The following is a 14,628-nucleotide window of genomic DNA, read 5'->3' as shown; positions in this document are numbered from 1 at the left end:
TCGAGCCTACGCTACTGTTGACGACGCAGCTACCCGAAACGTTCAGGGGGACACCATGCGGACCGTCGAGGGGCGAACCGATCGGGTGGTCGTCGTCGGCGCGGGCCTGGGCGGACTCGCCGCCGCCATCCGCCTGGCCGCCGCCGGCCGCGCCGTCACCCTGCTCGAGCGCGAGGACCAGCCGGGCGGCCGGGCCGGGCGGCTCGTCCTGGACGGCTACGAGTTCGACACCGGCCCGACCGTGCTCACCATGCCGGACCTGCTCGCCGACCTGCTCGGCACTGTCGGCGAGGACCTCACGGCCTGGCTGCCGATGGAGAAGCTCGACCCGGCGTACCGCGCCCACTTCCCCGACGGCTCCACGCTGGACGTCATCGCCGACACCGCCCGGATGGCCGGCGAGGTGGCGCGGGTCTGCGGGTCGCGGGAGGCCGACGGGTACCTCCGCTTCGTCGACCACGCCCGCGAGCTCTGGGCGCTGGAGCGCGACGACTTCATCGACCGCAACCTCGACCGGCCGCGCGACCTCGTCACGGCCAACCTGTGGCGGCTGGCCCGCCAGGGCGGCTTCGGGCGGCTGCAGGCCAAGGTGGACCGGTACTTCAAGGACCCGCGGACCCGCCGCATCTTCTCCTTCCAGGCCATGTACGCGGGCGTCGCGCCGCACCAGGCCCTCGCGCTCTACGCGGTAATCGCCTACCTCGACTCGGTCGCCGGGGTGTACTTCCCGCGCGGCGGCATCCACGCCGTCGCCCGCGCGCTCGCCGGGGTCGCGGAGAAGCACGGCGTCGAGATCGTCTACGGCACCGAGGTGAGCCGCGTCGAGACCGCCAACGGGCGGGCGACCGGGGTGTCCACCGCGGACGGCCGCCGTTACGCCGCCGACGTCGTGGTCCTCAACCCCGACCTTCCGGTGGCGTACCGCGACCTGCTGCCCCCGACCCGCTGGCGCAGCCCGTTGCTGGGCGCGCTGCGGTACTCGCCGTCCTGCGTGGTGCTGCACGCCGGCTCCCGCCAGGCCTACGGCTCGATCGCCCACCACAACATCCACTTCGGGCGGGCGTGGCGTGAGACCTTCGACGAGGTCATCGACCAGGGGCGGCTGATGAGCGACCCGTCGCTGCTGGTCACCAACCCCACGCGCAGCGACCCGTCGCTCGCCCCCGAGGGCCGCCAGACCTACTACGTGCTCGCCCCGACGCCCAACCTGACCGCGAAGCTGCTCGACTGGCGGGGCACGCTCGCCGGCACCTACCGCAGCGAGCTCATCGAGACGCTGGAGCAGCGGGGGTACGTCGGGTTCGGCGACGGCATCGAGGTGTCCCGGTTCATCACGCCCGCCGACTGGGCCGACCAGGGCATGGCCGCCGGCACCCCGTTCGCCGCGGCGCACACGCTGCGCCAGACCGGCCCCTTCCGGCCGGGCAACCTGCACCCCACACTGTCCAATGTGGTCTTCGTCGGCTCGGGCACGCAGCCCGGCGTCGGCGTGCCCATGGTGCTCATCTCCGGCCGCCTCGCGGCGAGCCGGGTCACGGGAGAGTCGTAGCCCTTGTCACGCGAACACCAGCTCGTCGAACTCGTCGCCGCCGACGGCCGGGCCGCGGGCACCGCGACCGTCGAGGCCGCCCACCAGGCCCCCGGCCGGCTCCACCGCGCCTTCTCCGTGCTGCTCGTGGCGCCCGACGGCCGGCTCCTGCTGCAGCAGCGCGCCGCGGTGAAGACCCGGTTCGCCCTGCGCTGGGCCAACTCCTGCTGCGGGCACCCCGCCCCCGGCGAGCCGGTCGAGGCCGCCGCCGCGCGCCGGCTGGGCGAGGAGCTGGGCGTCCGCGCGCCGTTACAGGAGGTCGGGGTGTACCTGTACCAGGCCGCCGACCCCGACTCCGGACGCGTCGAGTTCGAGTACGACCACGTGCTCACCGGCCCCTACGAGGGCCCGGTCCGCGCCGACCCGGCCGAGGTGGCCGAGACCGAATGGGTCGCCCCGGACGAGCTCGCCGCGCGCATCAGCCGCTTCCCCGACTTCTACGCGCCGTGGCTCGCCGGGGTGCTCGACGCCTGGCGGTCAGCCGCGCGATGAACGGGGCCGCCGCCTACTCGGCCGGGGCCGTGGCGCGGCGGCTCGGCGTCGCCGTGACGACCCTGCGCACCTGGCACCAGCGCTACGGGATGGGTCCGTCGTTGCACGAGCCGGGGCATCATCGGCGGTACACCGAGCAGGACATCCAGCGCCTGGAGCTCATGCAGCGCCTGATCGTCGAGGGCGTCGCCCCGGCCGAGGCGGCGCGCTGGGCCCAGCGCCCGGCCCTCACCATGGCCTCGCCCGAGGTGGGCCCGAACCTCTCCGCCGTCCGCGGGCTCAGCCGCGCCGCGCTGCGCCTGGATGCGCCGGCGGTGCGCCAGCGCGTCGCCGAGGCCGTCCGCGAGCTCGGGGTGACCGCGGCGTGGGACGGCGTGCTGCGGCCCGTCCTGGCCGGGATCGGGGAGCGGTACGCCGCGACGGGCGAGTTCGTCGAGGTCGAGCACCTGGTCTCGGGGTGCATCTCGGCCGTGCTCGGGGCGGTGCCGCGGCCGCCGGTCGGGGTACCGCCGAAAATTCTTCTGGCTTGTGCCGACGACGAGCAGCACAGCCTGCCGATCGAGGCGGTTGCGGCGGCCCTGGCGGCCGACGGGGTGCCGGCCCGGTCGCTCGGGGCCCGGGTGCCGCCCGAGGCGCTGCTGGCCGCCGTGCGCCGCACCGGTCCCGCGGCGGTGCTCGTCTGGTCGCACCTCACGTCGACCGGCGCGCCCGAGCAGCTCGCCGCGATCCTCGCCGAGCGCGCCCGGCCGCTCGTGATCGCCGCGGCCGGCCCGGGCTGGCCTCGGCCGTCCGTGCCATCGGGGGTCCTCCTTCCGGACAGTCTGGCCGAGGCGTTGGGAATGCTGCGCTCGGTACACGACCAGCCCTCTGCGTAAAAGGACCTTGTGCCAGTACTCCCGGGTTCGTGCCATGGGCCGAATGCGGGAGCACAGTGACGGTCTCGAATCAGTAACGTGTGGCTCCGTCAGCGAAACCTCAAAGACCCCTCGGAGCCCCTCATGCCTCGTCTACGACTCGCCGCGGTGGGAGCAGTGATCAGCGCCGCCGCCGTCCTGGCCTTCGCCGCCGGCTGCGACTCCGGCACGCCCTCCGCCGCCTCGTGGCACGCGCAGTCCGGCTCCGGCTCGTACCCGGGCTCCGGTCAGGGCGGCGGCGACCCGATCGCCCACCCCGCGGCCGCCCCGGCCGGCTCCACCCCCGCCGCCAAGCCGTCGGCCTCCGCCTCGGCCTCACCCTCGGCGTCCACCTCGGCCGCCCCGTCGGTGTCGGCGTCCACGGCCCCGCCCGCGGACGGCATCATCCGCACCACGGGCGACGCGACGGTGGCCCTGACCTTCGACGACGGCCCCGGCCCGGACACCCCGAAGATCCTGCAGATGCTGCGCGACCAGGGCATCAAGGCCACGTTCTGCCTCATCGGGGTCAACGTGCAGGAGTACCCGCAGTACGTGCAGGCCATCGTCAAGGACGGCCACACGCTGTGCAACCACACCTGGAACCACGACGAGAGCCTCGGCAAGAAGTCCGCCGACGTGATCCGCGCCGACCTGCAGAAGACCAGCGACGAGATCCACAAGGCCGTCCCCGACGCGCAGATCAAGTACTTCCGCCACCCCGGCGGCAACTTCACCCCGACCGCGGTGCAGATCGCGTCGGACCTGGGCATGAAGTCCATCGGCTGGAGCGTCGACCCGTCGGACTGGAACACCAAGAAGTGGTCCGGCCAGCAGATGACCAACCACATCTGCTCGAACGTGAGGAACAACACCAAGCCGGGCTCGATCGTCCTGTCCCACGACGGCGGCGGCGATCGCAGCGCCACGATGGCCGCGTACAAGACCCTCCTGCCGGAGCTGAAAGGCAAGTTCACGCTGGTGGCATTGCCGGTCTGAGCTGGACTTCCTCCTCCTGCAGCGCCAAGGACGGATACTCATTTGGAGAACGCTGGAGCGGTCACGTATGCTCTGAAAGCCTCCGGCGGGGCCGGATGGGAGCAACACCGTACGAGTCGCGATATGCGATGATTGCGGGGCCGCCCTCATCGTCTAGCGGCCCAGGACGCCGCCCTTTCAAGGCGGTAGCACGGGTTCGAATCCCGTTGGGGGCACGTGGTACATGTACATAGCTAGGTCCTGTGGAGCAGTTGGAGTGCTCGCCGCCCTGTCAAGGCGGAGGTCGCGGGTTCAAGTCCCGTCAGGACCGCAAGGCCCACTGTGTGGGTCACTCTGGGCAGGTAGCTCAGTCGGTACGAGCGTCCGCCTGAAAAGCGGAAGGTCGGCGGTTCGACCCCGCCCCTGCCCACAAAGCTCTTCGCCGGGCTTTACAGACCCCGACCAGCGGAAACGCCGGTCGGGGTCTTTGTTGTTGGTCATCTGCCACGAAGATCGTTATGTAGCAACGCCGGACCTTTGGACAGCGGACGGTCACCGAGGCGTACCGCAACCTGACCCGCAGCAAGTCGCCGGGCGCATGGACGACACCAAAGCCAGTGTGACCAGTTCGAGCAGGGCGTAGTCTCCGGCCAGGACGTCCTGGCTATCCACTTCGACGACGGCGGCATCACCGCCGTCGCCTGACCACCAGCGTCGTCGCAGTAGCGGCGCTCGCCCGGCCTGACGCTTTTGATTCAGGACGGCTTCCGCTCGTAGCCGCACTCGTCGTGAACCCAGCGATCGAGGTAGGCCGCTCTGTCGTGCTGCGTCTCCACGGCTGCCAGCCACTCGGCGGTTGCCTGCTTCATATGTCGGACCGCGGCGACGTCCTGCTCCGGCGAACCCCTGCCCGGAGCGTCCATCTCATCTGTCAGAGCTCCCCAGATGAGATAGAGAGCCGCCGGCACTTCGGCGACGTACTCGCCTTCAGGCGTCTCGGACATCGCGCTCATGGCCAAGCCCAAGAATCCGATACCCGCCTCGTAGGTTGGCTGGCCCTCGTCCGCGTCCCGCACGAGGCACGCCTCGTTCACGGTCGCTGCAAGGAAGTCCTCTGGCCCGGTCTCCGGGTGCCATCCGCCTGCCACGGCGCACAGTATGCACTCAAGTCTGACAGCGGACGGTCGTCGACGCGTCTGGTCAGGCTCGTCATCGTGAGACACTGGTATGCGGCAGCCGCACAGTGTCCCGGGAGGTGGTCCAGACCGTGAGCGTGGCAACGATGGAGCACGCCGGCCCCTGGAACGAGGATGACTACCTCGCGCTGGGCGAAACGCCGAACCGGATCGAACTGATCGATGGGAGCCTGCTGGTGAGTCCCGCGCCAAGTTCGCGCCACCAGCGCCTCGCTCGCCGCATCGCCAATCAGCTGGACACACCCGCTTCCGTCGCGGGCCTGCTCGTCTACGAGGCGGTGAATGTCCGGCTGCACACCGACCGCCTCGTCATCCCCGACCTCGCCGTCGTGGATACGAGCGACGACTTCGTCGTCGTTGACGCGGCGCAGGTCGCCCTCGTCGGCGAGATCGTCTCACCCGGCAACGCCGCAGCGGACCGCGTCATGAAGATGCACTTCTACGCCGCCGCGCGCATCGAGTGGTACCTCCTCGCCGAGCAGGACTCGCCCGACTCGCTCATCCTCCGGCTCAACCGGCTCGATGGCACCCACTACGTCGAGGAATCGGTCGCCAAGTCCGGCGAAAGCCTGCGCGCCCTTCAGCCGTTCCCGTTCCAGCTCGACACTCGCACGTTGCTCGCCCCGTAGCCGGCCAGCCGAGCCTCAGCCGTGTAGCAGCGCGTGTAGCAACGGGTCGGCACACCGCCGACCACCAGCGACCGGATCCGCACGTCCGCCGGGGCCATGGATTCCCTCCAAGCGGGGCTGCGCAGATCTGAAAAGCGGAAGGTCGGCGGTTCGACCCCGCCCCTGCCCACAAAGCTCTTCGCCGGGCTTTACAGACCCCGACCAGCGGAAACGCCGGTCGGGGTCTTTGTAGTTTCCGCTCCTCTTCGGCTGCTCATGATCGTGATGTAGCAACGAGCAGTAGGCCTACGTCCAGCTTCCGGAGCGCCGCCCGCTTCTCGTTCAGCGAAGCGTCTCGGTCGGCGCGACCTTCGGCGCTTTGACCGGCTCGGTCGATGGGCCAGGCATTGGCGTCGCGGATGTCGTGCCGGCCGCGCTGCGGTCGGCTGCCGTGCTGAGGACGCCGCTACGCGGCGATGATGTCGGCGACGATGCAGGCGATGTTGTCCGGCGCGCCTGCTGCGTAGGCGAGGTCGATCAGCCGTTGCGCTGTCGTTTCGGGCTCGCCGGTCTCGGCGAGGGCGGTGTGCAGATCGCTGCGGCTGACGACGGCGGACAGGCCGTCGGAGCACAGCAGGTAGCGGTCCCCGGCCAGCGCGGTGCGCAGCGCCAGGTCGGCCTCGACGGGCTGGCCGCCGGCGCCGAGCACACGGGTGAGCAGAGCGCGTTGCGGGTGGGCGGCGGCCTGATCGGGGCTGAGCTTGCCGTGCTCGACCTGGCTCTGGACCCAGGTGTGGTCCTGGGTGAGTTGCGAGAGTTCACCGCCGCGCAGCAGGTAGGTGCGGGTGTCGCCGATGTGCACCAGGGCCAGTTGCGAGCCGCGACGCAGCAGCGCGGTCAAGGTGGTGGCCGGCTGGTTGTCGTCGGTGCTGGTGGCGCGCACCGCGCGATCGACGTCGTCGACGGTCGCGGCCAGCATGGCGAGCAGGTCGGCGGCCGGCTTGTCGGCCAGTTCGAGCGCCTTGAGCGCGTTGACGGCCGCAGTGCTGGCGGCGGCGCCGGCCCCGCGGGTGCCGTCGGCGACGGCGAGCAGCCGGTCGCTGGCGTAGGCGACGTCCTCGTTGGTGTCGCGTCCGTGGCCGGGGTCGCAGCGCACGGCGTAGCGGATGGTCAGGGTGGGGTTGGTGTCGGACATGGGGCCGTCCTCCTGGGACAGGTGCTCGACGAGGCGGGCGACGTGTTGCGCGCGGGTCGCGGTGTCGGCGGTGACCTGCTGCCAGTAGGCGGTGACCGCTTTGGCCGCCGCGTCGGGCTCCAGGTCGCACACGGTGCGGATGTCGGCCAGGGGCATGCCGATGCGGCGCAGCTGGGCGATCAGTCGGGCGTGAGCCAGCTGCTCCGGGTGGTAGAACCGGTAGCCCGACTCGGGATCGACCGCTGCGGGCGGCAGGAGCCCCACCTCGTCGTACAGGCGCAGCGCCTTCGGGGTCAGCCGCGCCGCTCGGGCGAACGCGCCGATCGTCAGCAGCTCCACGGTGTCATCCTCCTCGTGCCGGCCGGGTGGCCGGCACGGACCACGGTGGGGCTTGCCCAAGGGTCAAGGTAAAGCGCCGGGCAGAACCTTCCCGGTAGCGGGTCTGTGAGCAGGCGCGATCGGTGTGAGTCGGAAAGAGTTGGCGGCCTTCTGCCGGTCGATCTCCTGGGTGGTTGGCGTCCTAGCCGAGTTGCGTAGCGGCCTCTTCGGCGGCCTGAAGGAATGTGTGGGTGGTGATGGCGTCGTTGGCGCGGGCGGCGGCGCGCCTCAGCGCGGCCGGACACGTTCCGGGTGGAGGCCGCGGTCCACGACGAGACCTCCCGCCGGCCGATCGAATCAAGCTGCGCACCTGACCCGCGCCGGGAGCAAGGCCCCCGGCGCGGGTCGGGTCGAGAGTGCGGCATCAGCGCAGGCCCGCGAACCTCTCCCACGCGCCCGCCGACGTGCGGTTGGCGATCAGCGGCTGCGCGCCGCCCGCCTCCGCGGTGACGTACCGGCCGTTGACGCTCGCCACCAGCCCCTGGGTGTCGTCCATGTTGGGGATGATCCGGAACTTCTCCCACGCGCCGACCGAGGGGCGGTTGGCGATCAGTGGTTGCGCGCCCGCCGCCTCCGCCGTGACGAACCGGGAGTTCGCGTGCGCGAAGAGGGCCACCTGCCCGTCGCCCGCGTCGATCAGGTCGAACGTCTCCCACGCGCCCGCGGACGTGCGGTTGGCGATCAGTGGTTGCGCGCCGCCCGCCTCGGCGGTGACCAGGCCTCGGACCTTCGCCGCGAAGGTGATGTTCGTGCTCCGGGCGGCGAGGAACTGCTCCCACGGGCCGGCCGCGTCGCGGTCCGCGGTCAGCTGGCGGTCGTAGTTCGTGCTCACGTACTTGCCCGTCGCCCGGTACCGCAGGCTGATCACGCCGTCGGGGCCGGACACGTACTGGAACCGGTCGGGGGTCGTCGCGCTCGCGACCAGGCGCGACGTGGCGGGGTCGACGGTCACGTAGTGTCCGTTGACCGAGGCTCGCAGGGCCACGTCGCCGTTGCCCACGTCTTCCAGCTCCAGGCGCTCCCAGGCGCCGGCGGCGGTCCGGTTGGGCACGAGCGGCTGGCGGCCGGCGTCCTCCGCGGTGACGTACCGCAGATTGCTCAGAGCCAGCAGCGCGACCGGCCGGCTCAGCCAGGTGATGCGCAGCGGCTGGGCGGTGGTCGCGGTCCGGCCGTCGGCGTCGGTCACGGTGAGTGTGACGACGTACGTGCCGGGGCCGGGGAACGTGTGCGAGGGGTCGCGCTCCGGCGTGGCGACACCCGTGCCGTCGCCGTAGTCGAACCGGTAGGCGACGATGCGGGCCACGCCGGTGAGCGAGTCGGTCGCGTCGAACTGCACGAAGCTGTAGGGGTTCGTGCGGTCGCTGTAGGTGAAGGCCGGCGCCAGTGCGGCCGGCTCGGGCACGGTGACGTAGGCGATGCCGTAGGCGCCGCGGGTCAGGTCGATCGCCGCCCCCGCTGTGTCGGTGGTCGTGTCGATCGGGACCAGGTCGTTGAAGACGCCCTGGGCGGTGACGTACGCGTGCTTGCCGTCGGGCGCCATGGCGATGCCGTTCGGGTGCTCGCCGACCGGCAGCGCGATCGTCGCCGTGACCGCGTTCGTCGTCGTGTCGACCGCCGTCACGGTGCCCGGGAGACGGTTGGTGACGTACGCCCGCCGGCCGTCCGGCGTGACCGCCACATCGACCGGCTCGGCGCCGGCGGTGATGGTCGCGGCGACGGTGTTCGTCGCGGTGTCGATCACCGACACGGTGCCGGCGGCGAGGTTGGTGACGTAGGCGCGCCGGCCGTCGGGCGCAATGGCGATGGCGGTGGGCTTGCGGCCCACCGTGACGGTCGTGGTGACGGCCCCGGACGCGACGTCGATGACCGCGACCCGGCCGGCGGTACCGTCGTCGGCGCCCTCGACGGCCACGTAGACGCGCTTGCCGTCGGGCGTGACGGCGACATCGCTCGCGTTGCCGCCCACGGCGACGGTCGTGTAGCCGGAAAGGTTCGCGAGGTCGATGACCGTGACTTCGCCGACGGTGGTCGCGGCGTAGATGCGGCCGCCGTCCGGGGTGACCGCCAGGCCCCGCACCGGGCCCCCGGCGCCGGCGCTGCCGACGATCCGGCTGCGGGCGGGGTCGACCACGCTGATGGATGTCCCGTTCGCCACGTAGGCCCGGCCCTTGACCGGATCGAACGCGATCCCGCCGGTGCCGCCCTTGACGTCGACCGGCGGCCGCTCGGTGATCGTGTTTACGTCCTTGCCGGTGGCCGCGTCGACCACGGTGGCGAGCCCGGTTCCGGTGCCGCCGACGTAGAGCACCGGCCGGGGAGCCGCCGCGGCGGCGGACGCCGGGGCGGCCAGGGCGATCAGCGCGCTCGTCGCGCCGGCCGCCGTCGCCGCGATGGCGGCGATGAGGGGTTTCTGCACGCGGAGATTATGATCGACAACCCGCCCACCCGTGGATGCGGGTGGGCGGTGGGGTTACGTCTCGGACGTTACGTCTCGGACACGACCGCTCAGGCGACCCGGCGCAGGGTGGTCAGGGCGCGCAAGGCGTCCGACAGGGAGATCGGGTGGTCGTCGGCCTCCGTGGCCAGGCACTGTTCGATCATCTGGCGCATCAGTGTCGAGGGCTTCACGCCACGGTCCTTCGCCAGCGTTGCCAGCTGCTCGGCGGTGTCCGTCGGCAGGCGTACCGAGTACACGGCCATGGTCTCGCCGTCCGGCCTCGGGGGAAGGGTCGCCGGGGTGTCCGTGTAGGTGATGTTGCCCGCGGCGACGGCCAGGGCCAGCTGGTCGAGCTCGTCGTCGGTGGCCCGGGGGTGCGGCTGGCTCATTGCGAGACCTCCCATGCCTGGAACTCGGCCTGCTGGGTGGGCGTCATGTCGAGCGCGCCGACGATGAGCCACTCCAGGCCGCCTTCGTGTCGCAGGACGACGATCAACGCTCGTCCCGCCTTGGTGCGGGCCCACACGCTCAGGACCGGCAGGCCCAGGGCCTCACCCGCCCTTGGGAGTCGACGGTCCGCGTTGAGGGCCTCCAGGGCCTCGAGCGGGTCGATTCCGCTGAGGGCCGCCAGGGTCGCCGGCCACCAACGGTAGGGCATACCCCAATGTACGACGCTCGTCATACGCGCGTCCAGCAGGGAGGATACTGACGGCATGATCGTTGTCAGCGGAGCGTCGGGGCAGGTCGGGTCCAGGGTCGCCCGAGGGCTCTCGCAGCCGTACGTGCGGATGGTGCGCGACGCCGCCAAGCTGCCCGGGGCCGAAAGGGCCGCCGACTACGCCGATCTCGCGGGCATGGTCGAGGCGCTGCGCGGCGGGGAGACGCTGTTCCTGGTGTCCGGGCGGGAGGACCCGCACCGGCTGCGGGCGCACAAGACGGCGGTCGACGCGGCGGTGCAAGCGGGCGTGCGGCGGATCGTCTACCTCAGCTTCGCCGGGGCCGCGGCCGACTGCACGTTCACGTTCGGGCGCGACCACTGGCACACCGAGCAGCACATCCGGGAGAGCGGCCTGCGGTTCACCTTCCTGCGCGACAACCTCTACCTCGAGATGGTTCCGCGGCTCGCCGGCGCGGACGGGGTCATCCGCGGGCCGGCCGGGGACGGGCGCCTCGCCGCCGTGAGCTACGACGACATCGCGGCCTGCGCCGTGGCGGTGCTCGAGGACCCGGACTCGCACGACGGCCGGACGTACACCCTGACCGGGCCGGAAGCGTTCACGCTGCACGAGGCCGCGGAGGTCCTGCACCTGACCTATGTCCCGGAGACCGTTGCGGAGGCCTATGCGTCGCGGGCCCACCTCGGCGCGCCGGAGTTCGAGGTCGCCGGCTGGGTGACGTCGTACGAGGCCATCGCCAACGGCGAGCTGGAGCAGGTCACGGGCGACGTTGAGCGGCTAACCGGACAAAAGCCCCGATCGCTGCGGGAATTGAGAGGTGCGTGACCAGGGCCGGCCATAGCATGAGATCCATGCCTGAAACCGACCGCATACCGCAGCGCCCCAGTCTCGACGGTCTCGAGGAGAAGTGGGCGCGCGTATGGGAGGTGGACGGCACGTACCGCTTCGACCGCACCGCGGCCCGGGAGGACATCTTCTCCATCGACACGCCGCCGCCGACGGTGAGCGGGGCGCTGCACATCGGGCACGTGTTCTCCTACACGCAGACCGACATCATCGCGCGGTACCAGCGCATGCGCGGCCGCGAGGTGTTCTACCCGATGGGGTGGGACGACAACGGCCTGCCGACCGAGCGCCGCGTGCAGCTCACGTTCGGCGTGCAGTGCGACCCGACGCTGCCGTACGACGCCGACTTCCAACCGGTGGAACAGAAGAACGCGAAGTCCGGCACCGACCGGGTGCTCGTGAGCCGGCGCAACTTCATCGAGCTCTGCCAGCGCCAGACCGCGATGGACGAGCAGTCCTACGAGCGGCTGTGGAAGCTCCTGGGCCTGTCGGTGGACTGGTCGCTGCTGTACACCACGATCGGCGACCGGGCCCGCGCCACCGCCCAGCGCGGGTTCCTCAACAGCCTCGCGCGCGGGGAGGCGTACCCCCTGGACGGCCCGACCCTGTGGGACGTGTCGTTCGGGACCGCCGTGGCGCAGGCCGAGCTCGAGGACCGGGAGCGGCCGGGCGCCTTCCACCGGATCCGCTTCGGCGAGCACTTCGTCGAGACGACCCGGCCCGAGCTGCTGCCGGCGTGCGTGGCGCTCGTGGCGCACCCGGGCGACGAGCGGTACCGGGCGCATTTCGGCGGTACCGTGCGGACCCCGTTGTTCAACGTGGAGGTGCCGATCCTGCCCCACCGCCTCGCCGACCCGGAGAAGGGCAGCGGCCTGGTGATGGTGTGCACGTTCGGCGACCTCACCGACGTGATCTGGTGGCGGGAGCTGGACCTGCCGACCCGCACCGTGATGCAGCGCAACGGCCGGCTCGGGCTCACCGCGCCCGACGGCGTGGACGAGGACCTCTACGCGCCGGTGGCCGGGCTGACGGTGCACCAGGCGCGGGAGAAGATCGTGGCGCTGCTGCGCTCCTCCGGCGAGCTCGACGGGGAGCCGCGGCCGATCACCCACTCGGTGAAGTTCTACGAGAAGGGCGACCGGCCGGTCGAGATCGTGGCGACCCGCCAGTGGTACATCCGCAACGGCGCCCGCACTCCCGAGCTGCGGGAGATCATGCTCGAGCGCGGGCGGGAGCTCGAGTGGGAGCCCACGCACATGCAGACCCGCTACGAGCACTGGGTGGAGGGGCTCACCGGTGACTGGGTGATCAGCCGCCAGCGGTTCTTCGGGGTGCCGATTCCGCTGTGGTACCGCCTCGACGCCGACGCCAACCCGGTCTACGACGACCCGATCGTGCCCGAGTCCCTGCCGATGGACCCCAGCAGCGACGTCCCGCCGGGCTACGAGGAGATCGACCGCGGCATGCCGGGCGGCTTCGTCGGCGACCCGGACGTCATGGACACCTGGGCGACGTCGTCGCTGACCCCGCAGATCGCCGGGGCCTGGCTCGACGACCCGGAGCTGTTCGCGCTGGTGTTCCCGATGGCGATGCGGCCGCAGGCCCACGAGATCATCCGCACCTGGCTGTTCACCACCGTGCTGCGCGCCCAGTTCGAGCACGGCGTGCTGCCGTGGCGGCACGCCGCGATCGCCGGCTGGATCCTCGACCCCGACCGCAAGAAGATCTCGAAGTCGAAGGACAACGCCAAGGACTCGCCCGAGGAACTGCTGGCCCAGTACGGCGCCGACGCGATCCGGTACTGGTCCGGCAGCGCCCGCCGTGGCGTGGACACCGCCATCGACGTGAACCAGTTCAAGGTGGGCCGGCGCCTCGCGGTGAAGCTGCTCAACGCGAGCCGGTTCGTGCTCGGGCTCGGCTCCGGGGGCGCCCCCGACGCGGCCGCGGTGACCGAGCCGGTGGACCGCGCGCTGCTCGGCGCGCTGTCCACGGTGGTCCGCGAGGCGACCGCCGCGTTCGAGGGCTTCGACTACGCCCGCGCGCTGGAGGTCACCGAGCAGTTCTTCTGGACCTTCTGCGACGACTACGTGGAGCTGGTGAAGGCCCGCGCCTACGGCGAGGCCGCGCCGGCGGAGGTGGCGTCGGCCCGGGCCGCGCTGGCCGTGGCGCTGTCGGCGGTGCAGCGGCTGCTGGCGCCGTTCCTGCCGTACGTGGCCGAGGAGGTCTGGTCCTGGTGGCAGGAGGGCTCGGTGCACCGGGCGGCCTGGCCCGAGGCGCCCGCCACCGCCGACGTCGCGCCGTTCACGGTGGCGGCTGAGGTGCTCGGGGCGATCCGGCGCGCCAAGTCGGCCGCGCAGCAGTCGATGCGCGCCGAGGTGGCCCGGCTGGAGGTGGCCGGGCCGGTCGCCACCCTGGAGCGGGTCCGGGGCGACCTGACCGCGGCCGGCAACGTGCGCGACTGGGCCATCTCCGAGGCGGAGGAGCTGTCGGCTACCGTCAGCCTGTGATGGAACTTCAGGCCATCGGGCTGCAACACCCGGCCGTCCGGCAGGTGCAGCACATCCAGAACAACACCGCGCCGAACCGGTACAAGCTCTTCGTCGCCGAGGGGCTGTGGGCGCACAACATGCTGCTGGAGGCCGGGGCCCCGATCGACACGTTCTTCTGGTGCCCGGAGGCGATCTACGCCGACGAGGCCCGCAAGCGGGCCGAGGAGATCGCGGAGCGGGCCGAGCGCTCGTTCCGCATCTCCCTGCGCACGCTGGAGAAGATCTCCGAGCGGGACAAGCCCGACGGGCTGCTGTCGCTGGCCGCCCTGCCCCGCTGGGACGAGCGCGACCTGCGCTTCGGCAAGACGGCGCTGGTGCTGGTGGCCGACGGGCTGGAGATCCCCGGCAACCTCGGCACGCTGATCCGCTCGCTCGACGCGTGCGGGGCGGACTGCCTGGTGCTGACCAACCGCAAGACCAGGCTCACGCATCCGAAGGTGATCCGGGCGAGCCAGGGGACGATTCTGACGGTACCGACGCTGGAGTTCGAGACCGTGGACGACGCGGTCGCGTGGCTGGAGTCGCGGCGCTTCACGGTGCTGCTGGCCGACACCGACGAGGCCGTCAACTACCGGCAGGCCGACTACAGCGGCCGCACCGCGCTCGTGGTGGGCAGCGAGCGGTACGGCATCGCCAAGGGCTGGTACGGCCACGGATACCAGCGAGTCGCCGTCCCCATGCTCGGGTCCGGCGACTCACTCAACGTGTCGGTCTCCGCGTCGGTCCTGCTCTACGAGGCACAATCGCGAAAGCGGGGCTGGTAGGTACTGCGCGCAAGTCCGGCTGGTAGC

At 71.6% G+C, this 14,628-nt stretch carries 13 protein-coding genes and 3 tRNA genes; 11 read left to right on the top strand and 5 right to left on the bottom strand.

Going from position 1 to position 14,628, the window contains the following annotated elements; genetic code table 11:
• Positions 1–55 precede the first annotated feature (55 nt).
• The 7 genes from crtI to ACPPVO_RS59490 all read left to right on the top strand — a co-directional run bounded on the left by crtI (position 56) and on the right by ACPPVO_RS59490 (position 4,381).
• Positions 56–1,549 carry a phytoene desaturase family protein gene (gene crtI / locus ACPPVO_RS59520; protein WP_426508767.1) on the top strand — a complete coding sequence of 498 codons (1,494 nt, stop codon included), beginning with the start codon at positions 56–58 and terminating at the stop codon, positions 1,547–1,549.
• 3 nt (positions 1,550–1,552) lie between these two features.
• Positions 1,553–2,080, top strand: coding sequence for an isopentenyl-diphosphate Delta-isomerase (gene idi, locus ACPPVO_RS59515; RefSeq protein ID WP_426508765.1), 528 nt, complete (start codon positions 1,553–1,555; stop codon positions 2,078–2,080).
• Positions 2,077–2,955 (top strand): MerR family transcriptional regulator, encoded by an 879-nt coding sequence (locus tag ACPPVO_RS59510; RefSeq protein ID WP_426508764.1) that lies wholly within the window; start codon positions 2,077–2,079, stop codon positions 2,953–2,955. The genes idi and ACPPVO_RS59510 overlap by 4 nt, the downstream gene beginning before the upstream one ends.
• A 123-nt stretch (positions 2,956–3,078) precedes the next feature.
• Positions 3,079–3,972, top strand: a complete 894-nt coding sequence (locus ACPPVO_RS59505) for a polysaccharide deacetylase family protein (RefSeq protein WP_426508762.1) — start codon at positions 3,079–3,081, stop codon at positions 3,970–3,972.
• A gap of 142 nt (positions 3,973–4,114) precedes the next feature.
• Positions 4,115–4,187 (top strand) — tRNA-Glu (locus ACPPVO_RS59500).
• Between the two features lie 21 nt (positions 4,188–4,208).
• Positions 4,209–4,282: transfer RNA gene (locus ACPPVO_RS59495), tRNA-Asp, on the top strand.
• A 25-nt stretch (positions 4,283–4,307) separates the two neighbouring features.
• A tRNA-Phe gene (locus tag ACPPVO_RS59490) sits at positions 4,308–4,381 on the top strand.
• A 325-nt stretch (positions 4,382–4,706) separates the two neighbouring features.
• Here the strand turns inward: ACPPVO_RS59490 and ACPPVO_RS59485 are convergent.
• On the bottom strand, positions 4,707–5,099 hold the full coding sequence (locus ACPPVO_RS59485) for a hypothetical protein (RefSeq protein WP_426508760.1): 393 nt from the start codon (positions 5,097–5,099) through the stop codon (positions 4,707–4,709).
• 119 nt (positions 5,100–5,218) lie between these two features.
• Here ACPPVO_RS59485 and ACPPVO_RS59480 point away from each other — a divergent pair, with 119 nt between their 5' ends.
• Positions 5,219–5,776: a Uma2 family endonuclease gene (locus ACPPVO_RS59480; RefSeq protein ID WP_426514916.1), complete on the top strand. Its 558-nt coding sequence runs from the start codon at positions 5,219–5,221 to the stop codon at positions 5,774–5,776.
• Between the two features lie 445 nt (positions 5,777–6,221).
• On the opposite strand, the gene ACPPVO_RS59475 is transcribed toward ACPPVO_RS59480, so the two are convergent.
• The 4 genes from ACPPVO_RS59475 to ACPPVO_RS59460 all read right to left on the bottom strand — a co-directional run bounded on the left by ACPPVO_RS59475 (position 6,222) and on the right by ACPPVO_RS59460 (position 10,423).
• Positions 6,222–7,289 carry a MerR family transcriptional regulator gene (locus tag ACPPVO_RS59475; protein ID WP_426508759.1) on the bottom strand — a complete coding sequence of 356 codons (1,068 nt, stop codon included), beginning with the start codon at positions 7,287–7,289 and terminating at the stop codon, positions 6,222–6,224.
• A 403-nt stretch (positions 7,290–7,692) separates the two neighbouring features.
• A complete protein-coding gene (locus ACPPVO_RS59470) occupies positions 7,693–9,744 on the bottom strand; it encodes a PKD domain-containing protein (RefSeq protein WP_426508757.1) in 2,052 nt (683 codons plus the stop codon).
• An 89-nt stretch (positions 9,745–9,833) separates the two neighbouring features.
• Positions 9,834–10,154 (bottom strand): CopG family transcriptional regulator, encoded by a 321-nt coding sequence (locus ACPPVO_RS59465; protein ID WP_360368533.1) that lies wholly within the window; start codon positions 10,152–10,154, stop codon positions 9,834–9,836.
• The gene (locus ACPPVO_RS59460; protein ID WP_426508755.1) at positions 10,151–10,423 is read right to left on the bottom strand and encodes a hypothetical protein; all 273 of its coding nucleotides are present in this window, start codon (positions 10,421–10,423) and stop codon (positions 10,151–10,153) included. Before ACPPVO_RS59460 ends, ACPPVO_RS59465 begins: the two co-directional genes overlap by 4 nt.
• A gap of 55 nt (positions 10,424–10,478) precedes the next feature.
• Between ACPPVO_RS59460 and ACPPVO_RS59455 the strand changes: the two genes are divergently transcribed.
• Genes ACPPVO_RS59455 through ACPPVO_RS59445 form a run of 3 tightly spaced genes read left to right on the top strand, consistent with a single transcriptional unit; the run spans position 10,479 to position 14,601 of the window.
• A complete protein-coding gene (locus tag ACPPVO_RS59455) occupies positions 10,479–11,267 on the top strand; it encodes an SDR family oxidoreductase (RefSeq protein WP_426508754.1) in 789 nt (262 codons plus the stop codon).
• A gap of 26 nt (positions 11,268–11,293) precedes the next feature.
• Positions 11,294–13,795, top strand: coding sequence for a valine--tRNA ligase (gene valS, locus ACPPVO_RS59450; RefSeq protein ID WP_426508753.1), 2,502 nt, complete (start codon positions 11,294–11,296; stop codon positions 13,793–13,795).
• Complete coding sequence (locus tag ACPPVO_RS59445; RefSeq protein ID WP_426514915.1) at positions 13,795–14,601, top strand: TrmH family RNA methyltransferase; 807 nt, start codon at positions 13,795–13,797, stop codon at positions 14,599–14,601. The genes valS and ACPPVO_RS59445 overlap by 1 nt, the downstream gene beginning before the upstream one ends.
• The last annotated feature ends 27 nt before the right edge of the window (positions 14,602–14,628 follow it).

The organism is Dactylosporangium sp. McL0621 (assembly GCF_049995355.1).
Lineage (GTDB): Bacteria > Actinomycetota > Actinomycetes > Mycobacteriales > Micromonosporaceae > Dactylosporangium.
Note: the sequence above shows the minus strand (reverse complement) of the source record. Positions and strands in the feature narration are given on the sequence as shown.

Bases quoted from the DNA above. Each gene is read 5' to 3' on its own strand.
- crtI (WP_426508767.1), top strand. From the start codon at position 56: ATGCGGACCGTCGAGGGGCGAACCGATCGGGTGGTCGTCGTCGGCGCG.
- ACPPVO_RS59510 (WP_426508764.1), top strand. From the start codon at position 2,077: ATGAACGGGGCCGCCGCCTACTCGGCCGGGGCCGTGGCGCGGCGGCTC.
- ACPPVO_RS59505 (WP_426508762.1), top strand. From the start codon at position 3,079: ATGCCTCGTCTACGACTCGCCGCGGTGGGAGCAGTGATCAGCGCCGCC.
- ACPPVO_RS59465 (WP_360368533.1), bottom strand. From the start codon at position 10,154: ATGAGCCAGCCGCACCCCCGGGCCACCGACGACGAGCTCGACCAGCTG.
- ACPPVO_RS59460 (WP_426508755.1), bottom strand. From the start codon at position 10,423: ATGCCCTACCGTTGGTGGCCGGCGACCCTGGCGGCCCTCAGCGGAATC.
- ACPPVO_RS59455 (WP_426508754.1), top strand. From the start codon at position 10,479: ATGATCGTTGTCAGCGGAGCGTCGGGGCAGGTCGGGTCCAGGGTCGCC.
- valS (WP_426508753.1), top strand. From the start codon at position 11,294: ATGCCTGAAACCGACCGCATACCGCAGCGCCCCAGTCTCGACGGTCTC.
- ACPPVO_RS59445 (WP_426514915.1), top strand. From the start codon at position 13,795: ATGGAACTTCAGGCCATCGGGCTGCAACACCCGGCCGTCCGGCAGGTG.